The organism is Halopseudomonas oceani (assembly GCF_002903165.1).
Classification (GTDB): Bacteria; Pseudomonadota; Gammaproteobacteria; order Pseudomonadales; family Pseudomonadaceae; genus Halopseudomonas; species Halopseudomonas oceani.
The window spans coordinates 1-15,333 of sequence record NZ_PPSK01000034.1; the positions used below are offsets into that span (position 1 = coordinate 1).

11 protein-coding genes and 1 tRNA gene are annotated in these 15,333 nt (G+C 56.9%); all 12 read left to right on the forward strand.

Annotated features, from left to right (window positions below; translation table 11 throughout):
* Positions 1 to 78 precede the first annotated feature (78 nt).
* Positions 79 to 154 (forward strand) — tRNA-Trp (locus C1949_RS18540).
* Between the two features lie 38 nt (positions 155 to 192).
* On the forward strand, positions 193 to 561 hold the full coding sequence (gene secE, locus C1949_RS18545; RefSeq protein ID WP_104739866.1) for a preprotein translocase subunit SecE: 369 nt from the start codon (positions 193 to 195) through the stop codon (positions 559 to 561).
* Between the two features lie 9 nt (positions 562 to 570).
* The gene (gene nusG, locus C1949_RS18550) at positions 571 to 1,104 is read left to right on the forward strand and encodes a transcription termination/antitermination protein NusG (RefSeq protein WP_088278020.1); all 534 of its coding nucleotides are present in this window, start codon (positions 571 to 573) and stop codon (positions 1,102 to 1,104) included.
* A gap of 118 nt (positions 1,105 to 1,222) precedes the next feature.
* Positions 1,223 to 1,654: a 50S ribosomal protein L11 gene (rplK, locus tag C1949_RS18555; protein WP_104739867.1), complete on the forward strand. Its 432-nt coding sequence runs from the start codon at positions 1,223 to 1,225 to the stop codon at positions 1,652 to 1,654.
* Positions 1,654 to 2,349, forward strand: a complete 696-nt coding sequence (rplA, locus tag C1949_RS18560; RefSeq protein WP_104739868.1) for a 50S ribosomal protein L1 — start codon at positions 1,654 to 1,656, stop codon at positions 2,347 to 2,349. Before rplK ends, rplA begins: the two co-directional genes overlap by 1 nt.
* Positions 2,350 to 2,562: 213 nt before the next feature.
* Positions 2,563 to 3,063, forward strand: coding sequence for a 50S ribosomal protein L10 (gene rplJ, locus C1949_RS18565; RefSeq protein ID WP_104739869.1), 501 nt, complete (start codon positions 2,563 to 2,565; stop codon positions 3,061 to 3,063).
* A 72-nt stretch (positions 3,064 to 3,135) separates the two neighbouring features.
* Positions 3,136 to 3,507, forward strand: coding sequence for a 50S ribosomal protein L7/L12 (gene rplL, locus C1949_RS18570; protein ID WP_104739870.1), 372 nt, complete (start codon positions 3,136 to 3,138; stop codon positions 3,505 to 3,507).
* Between the two features lie 214 nt (positions 3,508 to 3,721).
* The gene (gene rpoB / locus C1949_RS18575) at positions 3,722 to 7,792 is read left to right on the forward strand and encodes a DNA-directed RNA polymerase subunit beta (protein ID WP_104739871.1); all 4,071 of its coding nucleotides are present in this window, start codon (positions 3,722 to 3,724) and stop codon (positions 7,790 to 7,792) included.
* A 64-nt stretch (positions 7,793 to 7,856) separates the two neighbouring features.
* Complete coding sequence (rpoC, locus tag C1949_RS18580; RefSeq protein ID WP_104739872.1) at positions 7,857 to 12,056, forward strand: DNA-directed RNA polymerase subunit beta'; 4,200 nt, start codon at positions 7,857 to 7,859, stop codon at positions 12,054 to 12,056.
* 143 nt (positions 12,057 to 12,199) lie between these two features.
* Complete coding sequence (rpsL, locus tag C1949_RS18585) at positions 12,200 to 12,571, forward strand: 30S ribosomal protein S12 (RefSeq protein WP_080048726.1); 372 nt, start codon at positions 12,200 to 12,202, stop codon at positions 12,569 to 12,571.
* Between the two features lie 95 nt (positions 12,572 to 12,666).
* The gene (rpsG, locus tag C1949_RS18590; protein ID WP_104739873.1) at positions 12,667 to 13,140 is read left to right on the forward strand and encodes a 30S ribosomal protein S7; all 474 of its coding nucleotides are present in this window, start codon (positions 12,667 to 12,669) and stop codon (positions 13,138 to 13,140) included.
* 18 nt (positions 13,141 to 13,158) lie between these two features.
* Positions 13,159 to 15,261 carry an elongation factor G gene (gene fusA, locus C1949_RS18595; RefSeq protein WP_104739874.1) on the forward strand — a complete coding sequence of 701 codons (2,103 nt, stop codon included), beginning with the start codon at positions 13,159 to 13,161 and terminating at the stop codon, positions 15,259 to 15,261.
* Positions 15,262 to 15,333 lie beyond the last annotated feature (72 nt).

Consider the following 15,333-nt stretch of genomic DNA (forward strand, 5'->3'; position numbering starts at 1 on the left):
AGTAGCCAAGATCATCGAATAATATCGATTGATCTTGAACTGTCGGGCCGGTAGTATTGCCGGCTCGACTGCGATTACAGGCCAGTAGCTCAATTGGCAGAGCGGCGGTCTCCAAAACCGCAGGTTGGGGGTTCGATTCCCTCCTGGCCTGCCAGATTTTAATCTGGCTTCCAAAACAGGACTTGATGATTCATGAGTGCTAAGGCAGAGCTTAACGATAACCGCTTCGACGTGATCAAGTGGGTTGTTGTGGCTTTAATTGTCTCCGTCGGCGTCTTCGGGGATTCCTACTTCTCTGCCGAGCCTGTTTTGTATCGCGCGATCGCGCTCGTTGTTCTTGGTCTGGTTGCGGGCTTTGTTGCTCTGCAGACAAGTAAGGGTAAGGCGTTTTGGTCGCTGCTGAAAGAAGCGCGTATCGAAATACGCAAGGTCGTTTGGCCTACTCGGCAGGAAACTACTCAGACAACCATGATTGTGGTTGCGGTAGTCCTGGTCATGGCCCTGATTCTCTGGGGTCTGGACAGTTTGCTGGGTTGGATCGTCTCTCAGTTCATTGGTTAAGGGTGCTCCGTGTCTAAGCGTTGGTACGTAGTGCATGCCTATTCGGGCTTCGAAAAGCATGTAATGCGCTCTCTACAAGAGCGCGTCAAGCTGGCCGGAATGGAAGACCAATTCGGCGAGATTCTGGTCCCCACCGAAGAAGTGGTGGAGATGCGCAACGGTCAGAAGCGCAAGAGTGAGCGTAAGTTCTTTCCGGGCTATGTCCTCGTTCAAATGGAAATGAATGAAGGTACCTGGCACTTGGTCAAGGATACTGCGCGTGTTCTCGGTTTTATTGGTGGGACTGCCGACAAGCCGGCGCCTATTACCGATAAAGAAGCTGAGGCAATTCTGCGTCGTGTTGCGGATGGCACTGACAAGCCGAAACCCAAGACTCTGTTCGAGCCGGGTGAGGTTGTTCGTGTTACTGATGGTCCTTTCGCCGACTTCAATGGAGTTGTCGAAGAAGTTAACTATGAGAAGAGCCGTGTTCAGGTGGCTGTTCTTATTTTTGGCCGCCCCACGCCAGTGGAGCTAGAGTTCGGTCAGGTCGAAAAAGGCTGATCTCTCCTGATTTCCTGAGCCCTGCAGCGCCTGGCGTGTTGCGGGGCTTTGTTGTCGATGTCAGGGGCTGTTTTTAACCGGGAAGCCGCGAGGCGCTATTACCCTTCGGAGAAAGACAATGGCAAAGAAGATTCAGGCTTATATCAAGCTGCAAGTCAAAGCCGGTCAGGCTAACCCGAGTCCGCCGGTAGGTCCGGCACTGGGTCAGCACGGCGTAAATATCATGGAATTCTGCAAGGCGTTCAACGCCAAGACCCAAGGCGTTGAGCCGGGTCTGCCGACGCCTGTGATTATTACTGTATACAGTGACCGTAGCTTCACTTTTGAAACCAAGAGCACGCCCGCTGCCGTTCTGTTGAAGAAGGCCGCTGGCCTGAAGAGCGGTTCTCCGCGTCCGAACAGCCAGAAAGTGGGTACTGTTACCCGCGCTCAGCTGGAAGAGATCGTTAAGGCCAAAGAGGCTGATCTGACCGCTGCTGATCTGGAAGCTGCACTGCGCACCATCGCTGGTTCTGCGCGCAGCATGGGCCTTAACGTGGAGGGTGTGTAATGGCTAAGCTGACCAAGCGTCAAAAGGCAATCGCCGAAAAGGTACAGGCCAACAAGGCTTACACCTTTGAAGAAGCAGCAGCTGTTCTGGCTGAAGTGTCCAACGTCAAATTCGTTGAATCCTTTGACGTTGCTGTCAACCTGGGTGTTGATCCGCGTAAGTCTGACCAGGTCGTTCGTGGCGCTACTCTGCTGCCTAACGGTACTGGCAAGACTGTCCGTGTTGCTGTGTTCACTCAGGGTGCCAATGCTGAAGCTGCGCTTGCAGCGGGTGCTGACAAGGTTGGTATGGATGATCTGGCTGCCGAAATGAAGGCTGGCGATCTGAACTACGACGTTGTCATCGCTTCCCCGGACGCCATGCGTGTCGTCGGTCAGTTGGGTCAGGTTCTCGGCCCACGTGGCCTGATGCCGAACCCGAAGGTTGGTACCGTTGCTGCCGACGTTGCTACTGCTGTCAAAAATGCCAAGGCTGGTCAGGTTCGCTACCGTACCGACAAGAACGGCATCATCCATTGTTCCGTTGGCAAAGTCGGCTTTGACGCCGTCGCGCTGAAAGAGAACGTTGAGGCGCTGCTGGCTGACCTGAAAAAGGCCAAGCCTTCGACCTCCAAGGGTGTTTACCTCAAGCGCGTGACCCTGAGCACCACCATGGGTCCGGGCGTACAGATCGATCAGGCTTCCCTGAACATCTGATGTATCAGGCGCACCGCTTGCGCGGTGCGCCTTTCTTATTGGGGTCCCTGCATTGTGGGGGCTGTCCAAGACCGTAGGTGGCGCGAGCCTTAAATTCCGGGAGTGATCCCCTAGACCTACGCAGATGGTGCTCCCGATTCAGTGCAGGCTGGATCAGACACCAAAACACGCCGCTCGCAAGAGTGGTCAATGGTAAATCCAGGAGTAAAACCCGTGGCAATTAAGCTCGAAGACAAAAAAGCCATCGTCGCTGAAGTCAACGAAGCTGCCAAAGGTGCGCTGTCTGCCGTTGTGGCTGATGCCCGCGGTGTGACCGTTGCTGCTATGACTGGTCTGCGCAAGGAAGCACGCGAAGCTGGTGTTTACGTACGTGTTGTACGTAACACTCTGCTGCGCCGTGCGATCGAAGGCACTGATTATGAGTGCCTGAACGAGACTTTCGTAGGCCCGACTCTGATTGCCTTCTCCAACGAACACCCGGGCGCTGCTGCTCGTCTGTTCAAGGAGTTCGCGAAGAATCAGGATAAGTTCGAGATCAAAGCAGCTGCGTTCGAAGGCAACTTCCTTGCAGCAGGTGAAATCGACAAGCTGGCTTCTCTGCCGACTTACGACGAAGCAATCGCACAGCTGATGAGCGTTATTCAAGGCGCTACCAGCAAGTTCGTTCGTACTCTGGCTGCAGTCCGCGATCAGAAGGAAGCCGAGGCCGCCTAATAGGCGCCTACGGCTTCTCTTTAACGCTTTTTTTCGACGGCTCAGCCGTCCCCAATACAGGAATTTAGAGTCATGGCTCTGACCAACGAAGATATCATCAACGCCGTATCCGAAATGTCCGTAATGCAGGTTGTCGAACTGATCTCCGCTATGGAAGAGAAGTTCGGTGTATCTGCTGCTGCTGCTGTTGCTGCAGGTCCGGCTGCTGGTGGCGCTGCCGCTGCTGAAGAACAAACTGAGTTTGACGTTGTTCTGACCGAAGCTGGCGAGAAGAAAGTAAACGTCATCAAGGCAGTTCGTGAACTGACCGGCCTGGGTCTGAAAGAAGCCAAGGCACTGGTTGACGGCGCTCCGGGCACCATCAAGGAAGCTGCTTCCAAGGAAGAAGCCGAAGCTGCCAAGAAAGCTCTGGAAGAAGCAGGCGCCAAGGTCGAGCTCAAGTAAGCTCGCGCCTTGCGTCGACAATCTGGTTCTATCTGATCAGATTGATGGCTGGTGGCCTGTGTGCCACCGGCCTTTTTCCGTTGTATCGCGCCGAACTGGCGTACAACGCCCGCACCCCAAAGGGGTGAGCAAGACTCAGGGCTTGCACGCATTTTCAGGTTTTCCCGCGTAGCGGGGAGGCCAATCAAGCAGGTGACCAAGCTGGGGAACGCTGATGGCTTACTCATATACTGAGAAAAAACGTATCCGCAAGGACTTTGGCAAACTGCCGCATGTGATGGATGTGCCCTACCTGTTGGCCATTCAGCTGGACTCCTATCGGGAGTTTCTCCAGACTGACGCCGGCCAGGGGCAGGTCCGTGATATCGGTCTGCACGCGGCCTTCAAATCTGTTTTCCCCATTATCAGCTATTCGGGTAATGCGGCTCTCGAATATGTCGGTTACCGCCTTGGCGAGCCGGCTTTCGACGTCAAGGAATGTGTTTTGCGCGGGGTTACCTTTGCGGTGCCGCTGCGCGTTAAAGTGCGCCTGATCATCTTTGATCGTGAGTCCTCAAACAAGGCCATCAAAGATATCAAGGAGCAGGAAGTTTATATGGGGGAGATCCCCCTGATGACCGAGAACGGTACCTTCGTAATCAATGGTACCGAGCGCGTTATCGTCTCCCAGCTGCACCGTAGTCCGGGTGTGTTCTTCGACCACGACCGTGGCAAGACCCACAGCTCCGGCAAGCTGCTGTACTCTGCTCGCGTGATTCCTTACCGCGGGTCGTGGCTGGACTTTGAGTTTGATCCCAAAGACTGTGTGTTCGTTCGTATCGACCGCCGCCGCAAACTGCCGGCCAGCGTTCTGCTGCGCGCTCTGGGCTACCAGACAGAAGAAATTCTGGACATGTTCTACGACACCAACGTATTCGAGGTTCAGGGCGAGAACCTGATGCTCGAGCTGGTGCCGCAGCGTCTGCGTGGTGAGATTGCCACTTTTGACATCAAGGATGCCAAGGGCAAGGTTATCGTCGAGAAGGGTCGCCGTATCACCGCGCGCCACATCAATCAGCTCGAGAAGGCCGGTATCACCAGCCTGGAAGTGCCGTTCGACTACCTGATTGGCCGCACCATCGCCAAGCCGGTTGTTCACCCGGCGACTGGCGAGATTCTGGTTGAGTGCAACACCGAGGTCACCGCCGACCTGGTCGTCAAGCTGGCCAAGGCACAGGTTGCTCGCCTGGAAACCCTGTACACCAACGAGATCGACTGCGGTCCGTTCGTGTCCGATACCCTGCGTATTGACAACACCACCACCCAGCTCGAGGCGCTGGTAGAAATCTACCGCATGATGCGCCCTGGCGAGCCGCCGACCAAGGATGCTGCCGAGACCCTGTTCGCGAACCTGTTCTTCAGCAGCGATCGTTACGACCTTTCTGCGGTCGGTCGCATGAAGTTCAACCGCCGCATCGGTCGCGAAGAGATTGAAGGCGCCGGCGTCCTGAGCAAGGAAGACATCGTCGAGGTGCTCAAGACCCTGGTCGACATCCGTAACGGCAAGGGCGTGGTTGACGATATCGACCACCTGGGTAACCGCCGCATTCGCTCGGTTGGCGAAATGGCCGAAAACCAGTTCCGCGTCGGTCTGGTCCGTGTTGAGCGCGCGGTTAAAGAGCGTCTGTCCATGGCCGAAAGCGAAGGCCTGATGCCGCAGGACCTGATCAATGCCAAGCCGGTCGCTGCAGCGGTTAAGGAATTCTTCGGTTCCAGCCAGCTGTCCCAGTTCATGGATCAGAACAATCCGCTGTCCGAGATTACCCACAAGCGTCGTGTATCGGCTCTTGGCCCGGGCGGTCTGACCCGTGAGCGCGCAGGCTTCGAAGTCCGCGACGTACACCCGACCCACTACGGTCGCGTATGTCCGATCGAGACCCCTGAAGGTCCGAACATCGGTCTGATCAACTCGCTGGCAACCTACGCGCGCACCAATCAGTACGGCTTCCTGGAAAGCCCGTACCGCCGGGTGAAAGACGCGATGGTCACCGATGAGATCGTGTTCCTGTCTGCTATTGAAGAAGCTGATCACGTCATCGCTCAGGCGAGCGCGAAAGTTGTTGATGGCAAGCTGGTTGACGATCTGGTAGCGGTTCGTCACATGAACGAATTCACCGTCAAGGCGCCTGAAGATGTGACCCTGATGGACGTATCGCCGCGTCAGGTTGTGTCCGTTGCGGCCTCGTTGATTCCGTTCCTCGAGCACGATGACGCCAACCGCGCACTCATGGGCTCGAACATGCAGCGTCAGGCCGTTCCGACCCTGCGCGCCGAGAAGCCGCTGGTCGGCACCGGCATGGAGCGTAACGTTGCTCGTGACTCCGGTGTCTGTGTGACCGCACGTCGCGGCGGTGTGATCGACTCGGTCGATGCCAGCCGTATCGTTGTGCGTGTCAATGACGATGAAGTCGAAGCTGGTGAAGCGGGCGTCGACATCTACGTGATGACCAAGTACACCCGTTCCAACCAGAACACCTGCATCAACCAGCGTCCGCTGGTGAAGAAAGGTGACAAGGTTGCCCGCAAGGACATCCTGGCTGACGGTTCCTCCGTCGACATGGGTGAGCTGGCCCTGGGTCAGAACATGCGCGTCGCGTTCATGCCTTGGAACGGTTACAACTTCGAGGACTCCATCCTGGTGTCCGAGCGCGTTGTACAGGAAGACCGCTTTACCACTATCCACATTCAGGAACTGACCTGTGTGTCCCGCGACACCAAGCTTGGGCCGGAGGAGATTACCTCTGACATCCCGAACGTCGGTGAAGCAGCACTCGGCAAGCTGGATGAGGCGGGTATTGTCTACGTGGGCGCTGAAGTGGGCCCGGGCGACATTCTGGTCGGCAAGGTAACACCTAAAGGTGAAACCCAGCTGACGCCTGAAGAGAAGCTGCTGCGCGCAATTTTCGGTGAGAAAGCGTCTGACGTGAAGGACACGTCCCTGCGCGTGCCGACCGGCACCAAGGGTACCGTCATTGACGTGCAGGTCTTCACCCGTGATGGCGTGGAGCGCGACACGCGTGCGCTAGCGATCGAGAAGGAGCAGCTCGACGAGATCCGCAAGGATCTGCAGGAAGAGTTCCGCATCGTTGAAACCGCGACCTTTGAGCGTCTGGCCTCTGCGCTGGACGGTCAGATCGTTGAAGGTGGTGCTGGCCTGAAGAAGGGCACTGCTCTGAACGCCGACATTCTGGCTGGTATCGAGCGTGGTCAGTGGTTCAGGCTGCGTATGAGCGAAGACGCGCTGAACGAACAGCTGGAGCTGGCTCAGGCCTACCTGGTTGATCGTCGCAAGCTGCTCGACGAGAAGTTTGAAGACAAGAAGCGCAAGCTGCAGCAGGGCGATGACCTGGCGCCGGGCGTACTCAAGATCGTCAAGGTGTACCTGGCAATCAAGCGTCGCATCCAGCCGGGTGACAAGATGGCGGGTCGTCACGGTAACAAGGGTGTTATCTCGGTCATCATGCCGATCGAAGATATGCCGCACGACGAGAACGGCACGCCGGTCGACATCGTACTTAACCCGCTGGGTGTTCCGTCGCGTATGAACGTCGGTCAGATCCTCGAAACCCACCTCGGTCTCGCGGCCAAGGGGTTGGGCGAGAAGATCAACCGGATGATGGAAGAGCAGCGCAAGATCGCTGATCTGCGCAAGTTCCTCGACGAGGTCTACAACAAGGTAGGCGGTCGTCAGGAAAGCCTGGATGACCTGAGCGATCAGGAAATTATCGAGTTGGCTAAAAACCTGCGCGGCGGCGTGCCGATGGCTACTGCGGTATTCGACGGCGCGGCGGAAAGCGAGATCAAGCATATGCTTCGTCTTGCCGATCTGCCGGACAGCGGTCAGATGCGCCTGTGGGACGGCCGTACCGGTAATGCATTCGACCGCCCGGTGACCGTTGGTTATATGTACATGCTCAAGCTCAACCACTTGGTTGATGACAAGATGCACGCACGTTCCACCGGTTCCTACAGTCTGGTTACCCAGCAGCCGCTGGGTGGTAAGGCGCAGTTTGGTGGTCAGCGTTTCGGGGAGATGGAGGTCTGGGCTCTGGAAGCATACGGCGCCGCCTACACGCTGCAAGAAATGCTGACAGTGAAGTCGGACGACGTGAACGGCCGAACCAAGATGTACAAGAACATCGTGGACGGAGACCACCGCATGGAGGCCGGTATGCCCGAGTCCTTCAACGTACTGGTCAAGGAAATCCGTTCGCTCGGTATCGATATCGAACTGGAATCCGAATAACCACCAACTGCCCACGTCTCGGGCGGCGAGCGCCGCCCTTGAGACACTGCGAGGAGTATAGGCCTTGAAAGACTTATTGAACCTGCTCAAGTCCCAGGGACAGATTGAAGAGTTCGATTCCATTCGAATCGGCTTGGCATCCCCGGAGATGATCCGGTCCTGGTCCTACGGCGAAGTTAAGAAGCCGGAAACCATTAACTACCGTACCTTCAAGCCGGAGCGTGACGGCCTGTTCTGCGCCAAGATCTTTGGCCCGGTGAAGGACTACGAGTGCCTGTGCGGCAAGTACAAGCGCCTCAAGCATCGCGGCGTCATCTGCGAAAAGTGTGGCGTTGAAGTCGCGTTGGCCAAAGTGCGTCGCGAGCGCATGGGCCACATTGAACTGGCCTCTCCGGTTGCTCACATCTGGTTCCTGAAGTCGCTGCCGTCCCGTATCGGCCTGCTGCTGGATATGACCCTGCGTGATATCGAGCGCGTGCTCTATTTCGAGAGCTACGTCGTGATCGAACCGGGCATGACGACCCTGGATAAGGGCCAGCTTCTGAACGATGAGCAGTATTTCGAAGCGCTGGAAGAGTTCGGTGACGACTTCGACGCGCGCATGGGTGCCGAAGCTGTCTACGAGCTGCTGAGCTCCATGGATCTGGCTCACGAAATTGGCAAGCTGCGCGAAGAAATTCCGCAAACCACTTCAGAGACCAAGATCAAGAAGCTGTCCAAGCGGCTGAAGCTGATGGAAGCATTCGATGGCTCCGGTAACAAGCCGGAGTGGATGGTCATGACCGTTCTGCCGGTGCTGCCGCCGGACCTGCGTCCGCTGGTTCCGCTGGACGGTGGCCGCTTTGCGACCTCCGATCTGAACGATCTGTACCGCCGCGTGATCAACCGTAACAACCGTCTGAAGCGTCTGCTTGACCTGTCTGCGCCTGACATTATCGTGCGCAACGAAAAGCGCATGCTGCAGGAGTCGGTTGATGCTCTGCTGGACAACGGCCGTCGCGGTCGTGCCATTACCGGCACCAACAAGCGTCCGCTGAAGTCGCTGGCTGACATGATCAAGGGTAAGCAGGGTCGCTTCCGTCAGAACCTGCTCGGGAAGCGTGTTGACTACTCCGGTCGTTCAGTGATCGTGGTAGGCCCGACCCTGCGCCTGCACCAGTGCGGTCTGCCCAAGAAGATGGCGCTGGAACTGTTCAAGCCGTTCATCTTCGGCAAGCTGGAGCACCGTGGTCTGGCGACCACCATCAAGGCTGCCAAGAAGATGGTCGAGCGCGAACTGCCGGAAGTCTGGGATATCCTGGCTGAGGTCATTCGCGAACACCCGGTTCTGCTGAACCGTGCGCCGACTCTGCACCGTCTGGGTATCCAGGCGTTCGAGCCGGTTCTGATCGAAGGTAAGGCAATCCAGCTGCATCCGCTGGTCTGTGCGGCCTACAACGCCGACTTCGACGGTGACCAGATGGCTGTTCACGTTCCGCTGACCCTTGAGGCTCAGCTGGAAGCGCGCGCACTGATGATGTCGACCAACAACATCCTGTCGCCGGCGTCGGGCGAGCCGATCATCGTGCCGTCCCAGGACGTGGTACTGGGTCTGTATTACATGACCCGTACCCGCATCAACGCCAAGGGCGAAGGCATGGCCTTCTCCAACGTCAACGAAGTTGAGATGGCGTACCGCAGTGGTCAGGTAGAACTGCACGCGATGGTCAAGGTGCGCATCACCGAAACCGTCAAGCACAAGGACGAGAGCTGGACCACCGAGACCCGCATCGTCGACACCACCGTCGGTCGTGCGCTGCTGTTCCAGGTTCTGCCCAAAGGCCTGCCGTATGAAATGGTCGATCAGCCGCTGAAGAAAAAGGCGATTTCCAAGCTGATCAACCAGTGCTATCGCGTGGTCGGTCTGAAGGAAACCGTGATCTTCGCTGACCAGCTGATGTATACCGGCTTCGCCTATTCCACCATCTCCGGTGCGTCCATCGGCGTGAACGACTTCGTCATTCCTGACGAAAAGGCACGCATCATTGATGAGGCCACCGAAGAAGTTAAGGAAATTGAAGACCAGTACGCTTCCGGTCTGGTAACTCAGGGCGAGAAGTACAACAAGGTCATCGACTTGTGGTCCAAGGCCAACGACGAAATTTCCAAGGCTATGATGGACAACCTCAAGACCACTCGCGTGCTTGATCGCGAAGGCAAAGAGGTTGATCAGGAGTCGTTCAACTCCATGTACATGATGGCTGACTCCGGTGCGCGGGGTTCCGCTGCCCAGATTCGTCAGCTGGCAGGTATGCGTGGTCTGATGGCCAAGCCGGACGGCTCTATCATCGAAACGCCGATTACCGCGAACTTCCGTGAAGGTCTGAACGTACTCCAGTACTTCATTTCGACCCACGGTGCTCGTAAGGGTCTGGCTGATACCGCACTGAAGACCGCGAACTCCGGTTACCTGACCCGCCGTCTGGTTGACGTTGCTCAGGATCTGGTTATCACCGAGCCTGACTGCGGCACCGACAAGGGTCTGCTGATGTCTCCGCACATTGAGGGCGGTGACATTGTTGAGCCGCTGGGTGAGCGCGTACTGGGTCGTGTGGTTGCCCGTGACGTTCTCAAGCCGGGCAGCGATGAGACCATCGTTGCAGCAGGCACCCTGATCGACGAACAGTGGGTTGAGTTCCTCGAGAAGAACAGCGTCGACGAGGTAATCGTTCGTTCGCCGATCACCTGTGACACTCACTACGGTGTGTGTGCTACTTGCTACGGCCGTGACCTAGCACGTGGCCACCTGATCAACATCGGTGAGGCGGTTGGTGTTATCGCTGCCCAGTCGATTGGTGAGCCGGGTACCCAGCTGACCATGCGTACGTTCCACATCGGTGGTGCGGCGAGCCGTACTTCCGCTGCCGACAGCGTTCAGGTTAAGAACGGCGGTACCATCCGTCTGCATAACCTGAAACACGTTGAGCGTGCTGACGGTGCGCTGGTTGCGGTTTCCCGTTCTGGCGAGCTGGCGATTGCCGACGAGTTTGGTCGTGAGCGTGAGCGTTACAAGCTGCCCTACGGTGCCGTTATTTCGGTCAAGGAAGGTGACAAGGTTGACGCTGGCGCCATCGTCGCCAAGTGGGATCCGCACACTCACCCGATCGTGACCGAGATTTCCGGTACCGTTGCTTTCTTCGGTATGGACGAAGGTATCACCATCAAGCGTACCGCTGACGAGCTGACCGGTCTGACCAACATTGAGGTCATGGATCCAAAAGATCGTCCGGCTGCCGGTAAAGACATCCGTCCTGCCGTGAAGTTGGTTGACGAGAATGGTAAGGAGCTGTTGCTGCCGGGCACTGACGTGCCGGCGCAGTACTTCCTGCCGGCTAACGCACTGGTCAACCTGTCCGACGGTGCCAAGGTGAACGTGGGTGACGTTGTTGCTCGTATCCCGCAGGAAACCTCGAAGACCCGCGACATCACCGGTGGTCTGCCGCGCGTTGCTGACCTGTTCGAAGCGCGTCGCCCGAAAGAGCCGTCCATTCTGGCGGAGATCAGCGGTACGATTTCCTTCGGCAAGGAAACCAAGGGTAAGCGTCGTCTGGTTATTACCCCGACCGATGGTAGCGATCCGTACGAGGAGCTGATTCCGAAGTGGCGTCACCTGAACGTGTTCGAGGGTGAACAGGTTACCAAGGGTGAAGTTATCTCCGACGGTCCGAGCAACCCGCATGACATCCTGCGTCTGCTGGGCGTCAGCGCACTGGCCAAGTACATCGTCAACGAGATCCAGGACGTTTACCGTCTGCAGGGCGTGAAGATCAACGACAAGCACATCGAAGTCACCATTCGTCAGATGCTGCGCAAGGTCGAGATCACCGAGTCCGGCGACTCCAGCTTTATCAAAGGTGACCAGGTCGAGCTGACCCAGGTGCTGGAAGAGAATGCAGAGCTGGTAGCGCAGGACAAGTTCCCGGCCAAGTACGACCGCGTTCTGTTGGGTATCACCAAGGCGTCGCTGTCGACCGAGTCGTTTATCTCTGCGGCTTCCTTCCAGGAAACCACGCGGGTACTGACCGAGGCAGCCGTCACCGGCAAGCGCGATCACCTGCGCGGCCTGAAAGAAAACGTCGTCGTCGGTCGCCTGATTCCGGCCGGTACCGGTCTGGCCTATCACGCCGAGCGCAAGCGTCAGCGTATGGCTGACAAGCCGGTCAAGGTCAGCGCAAGCGAAGTCGAGCAGGCTCTGTCCGACGCGCTGAACTCGAGCGAAGGTTAAAGGAAGGCCCGGCCCCCGTGGGTTGGGCGCCTTGACGACAGGGGGCGGGGTCTATAGAATTCCGTACCCCTAAAATTGGCGGGGCGCTTCGTCCTGCCATTTTTTATTAACTATGTCTTACCGACATCAGTGGAGTTTGCTAGATGGCAACAATCAACCAGCTGGTTCGCAAGCCGCGTAAGCGCGTTGCTGAAAAGAGCGACGTACCCGCGCTGCAGAACTGCCCGCAGCGTCGTGGTGTATGCACTCGCGTGTATACCACTACGCCGAAGAAGCCGAACTCGGCTCTGCGTAAAGTCTGCCGTGTTCGTCTGACCAACGGCTACGAAGTTTCTTCTTACATCGGTGGTGAAGGCCACAACCTGCAAGAGCACAGCGTCGTTCTGATTCGCGGCGGCCGTGTAAAAGACTTGCCGGGTGTGCGTTATCACACTGTTCGCGGTTCTCTGGACACCTCCGGTGTCAAAGACCGTAAGCAGGGTCGTTCCAAGTACGGCGCCAAGCGTCCGAAGTAATCCTAATTCATTTATCCGAGTCGATAAGAGTAAGGTCGGGCGTAACCAGATCGTTACAGTCCCGGGCTAACCTGAAGACCGTTTGAGGGCTTATCATGCCAAGACGTCGTGTAGCGGCAAAACGTGAGATCCTGCCAGAACCTAAGTACGGCAGCCAGATTCTCGCGAAATTCATGAACCACGTAATGGAAAGCGGCAAGAAGTCCACTGCCGAGCGTATCGTATACGGTGCACTGGACAAGCTGAAAGAGCGTACCAAGACCGAAGATCCGGTCGAGCTGTTCGAGAAGGCTCTCGACGCTATCGCTCCGCTCGTGGAAGTTAAATCTCGCCGTGTAGGTGGTGCCACCTATCAGGTTCCGGTTGAAGTGCGTCCCTCCCGTCGCAACGCCCTGGCGATGCGCTGGCTGGTTGATGCTGCCCGTAAGCGTGGCGAGAAGTCCATGGCTCTGCGTCTGGCTGGTGAGCTGGCTGATGCTGCTGATGGCAAAGGTGCCGCTGTCAAGAAGCGTGAAGACGTCCACCGTATGGCTGAGGCCAACAAGGCGTTCTCTCACTACCGCTTCTAAACGGCTCAGGAGACTGATGTGGCTCGTACAACCCCGATCAATCTGTACCGTAATATTGGTATCTGCGCGCATGTCGATGCGGGCAAAACCACGACCACGGAGCGGATTCTTTTCTACACCGGCGTGAACCATAAAATGGGCGAGGTCCATGATGGTGCCGCGACCATGGATTGGATGGCGCAGGAGCAGGAGCGGGGTATCACCATTACTTCTGCTGCGACCACTGCCTTCTGGCAGGGGTCCGAGAAGCAGTACGACAAGCATCGCGTCAACATCATTGATACCCCCGGCCACGTTGACTTCACTATTGAGGTTGAGCGTTCGCTGCGGGTGCTTGATGGTGCTGTCGTGGTGTTCTGTGGTACGTCGGGTGTCGAGCCGCAGTCTGAGACCGTATGGCGTCAGGCCAATAAGTACGGCGTCCCGCGAATCGTCTATGTGAACAAGATGGATCGTCAGGGCGCCGACTTCCTGCGTGTTGTTGAGCAGATCAAGAAGCGTCTCGGGCATACGCCTGTGCCGATTCAGCTCGCAATTGGTGCGGAAGAAAACTTCGCCGGTCAGATTGATCTGGTGCGGATGAAGGCGATTCGCTGGGATGATGCGGATCAGGGGATGAGCTTTGTCGAGGAAGACATTCCCGAAGAGCTGCTTGATCTCGCCAGTGAGTATCGCGAAAAAATGGTCGAGGCGGCTGCTGAAGCCAACGAAGACCTGATGAACAAGTATCTCGAGGAAGGTGAGCTTTCCGTCGAGGATATCAAGGCGGGTCTGCGTCAGCGTACGCTGGCCTGCGAGATCGTTCCTGCTGTCTGTGGGTCGTCCTTCAAGAACAAGGGTGTACCGCTGGTTCTGGATGCTGTTATCGACTACTTGCCGGCGCCAGATCAGGTCGCTGCGATCAAGGGCGTGCACCCGGACGACGAGGAGCGGACCGATGAGCGTCATGCTGATGATGCTGAGCCGTTCTCGGCTCTTGCATTCAAGATCGCTACAGACCCCTTCGTCGGTACGCTGACCTTCGCTCGCGTTTACTCTGGTGTGCTTTCTTCGGGTGATGCTGTGCTGAACTCGGTGAAGGGCAAGAAAGAGCGTGTTGGTCGTATGGTGCAGATGCACGCTAACGCGCGCGAGGAGATCAAAGAGGTTCGCGCTGGTGATATTGCGGCCTTGATTGGCATGAAGGACGTGACGACTGGCGATACGCTATGCGCTATAGATCGTCCGATTGTGTTGGAGCGCATGGATTTTCCGGAGCCGGTCATATCCGTTGCGGTTGAGCCGCGCACCAAGGCAGATCAGGAAAAGATGGGTATTGCCCTGGGCAAGTTGGCACAGGAGGATCCTTCCTTCCGTGTGCGCACTGACGAGGAGTCGGGTCAAACGATTATTTCCGGCATGGGCGAGCTCCATCTGGATATCATTGTTGATCGGATGAAGCGTGAGTTCAGTGTCGAGGCGAACATCGGCAAGCCGCAGGTTGCCTACCGTGAGGCGATTCGCAACAAGTGTGAAGTCGAAGGCAAGTTTGTGCGTCAGTCTGGCGGCCGTGGTCAATACGGTCACGTCTGGGTTCGCTTCGAGCCGGCCGAGGGTAATGACGAGAAGCTGGAGTTCGTCAACGAAATTGTCGGTGGTGTGGTTCCGCGTGAATACATCCCGGCCATCCAGAAGGGTATCGAGGAGCAGATGCAGAACGGCGTTCTTGCCGGCTATCCGCTGCTTGGCCTGAAGGCAACCGTGTTTGACGGTTCCTACCATGATGTCGACTCTAATGAAATGGCGTTCAAGATCGCCGCTTCCATGGCCACCAAACAGTTGGCCCAGAAGGGTGGTGCTGTTTTGTTGGAGCCGATGATGAAAGTCGAAGTAGTCACCCCTGAGGATTACATGGGTGACGTAATGGGCGACTTGAACCGTCGTCGCGGTCTGGTACAGGGTATGGAAGATACTCCTTCCGGTAAGGTGATCCGCGCTGAGGTTCCGCTTGGTGAGATGTTCGGTTACGCCACGGATGTCCGCTCCATGTCCCAGGGACGTGCGAGCTATTCCATGGAGTTCTCGAAGTACGCCGAGGCACCCATGAACATCGCCGAAGCGATCATCAAGAAGCAAGGCTAACTTGAACCTAGGCTAATTAAAGAGGTTATCAACCGTGGCAAAAGAAAAGTTTGAACGTAGCAAACCGCACTT

Excerpts from the sequence above, each read along its gene's own strand:
- secE (WP_104739866.1), top strand. The coding sequence starts at position 193 with ATGAGTGCTAAGGCAGAGCTTAACGATAACCGCTTCGACGTGATCAAG.
- rplK (WP_104739867.1), top strand. The coding sequence starts at position 1,223 with ATGGCAAAGAAGATTCAGGCTTATATCAAGCTGCAAGTCAAAGCCGGT.
- rplA (WP_104739868.1), top strand. The coding sequence starts at position 1,654 with ATGGCTAAGCTGACCAAGCGTCAAAAGGCAATCGCCGAAAAGGTACAG.
- rplL (WP_104739870.1), top strand. The coding sequence starts at position 3,136 with ATGGCTCTGACCAACGAAGATATCATCAACGCCGTATCCGAAATGTCC.
- rpoB (WP_104739871.1), top strand. The coding sequence starts at position 3,722 with ATGGCTTACTCATATACTGAGAAAAAACGTATCCGCAAGGACTTTGGC.
- rpsL (WP_080048726.1), top strand. The coding sequence starts at position 12,200 with ATGGCAACAATCAACCAGCTGGTTCGCAAGCCGCGTAAGCGCGTTGCT.
- rpsG (WP_104739873.1), top strand. The coding sequence starts at position 12,667 with ATGCCAAGACGTCGTGTAGCGGCAAAACGTGAGATCCTGCCAGAACCT.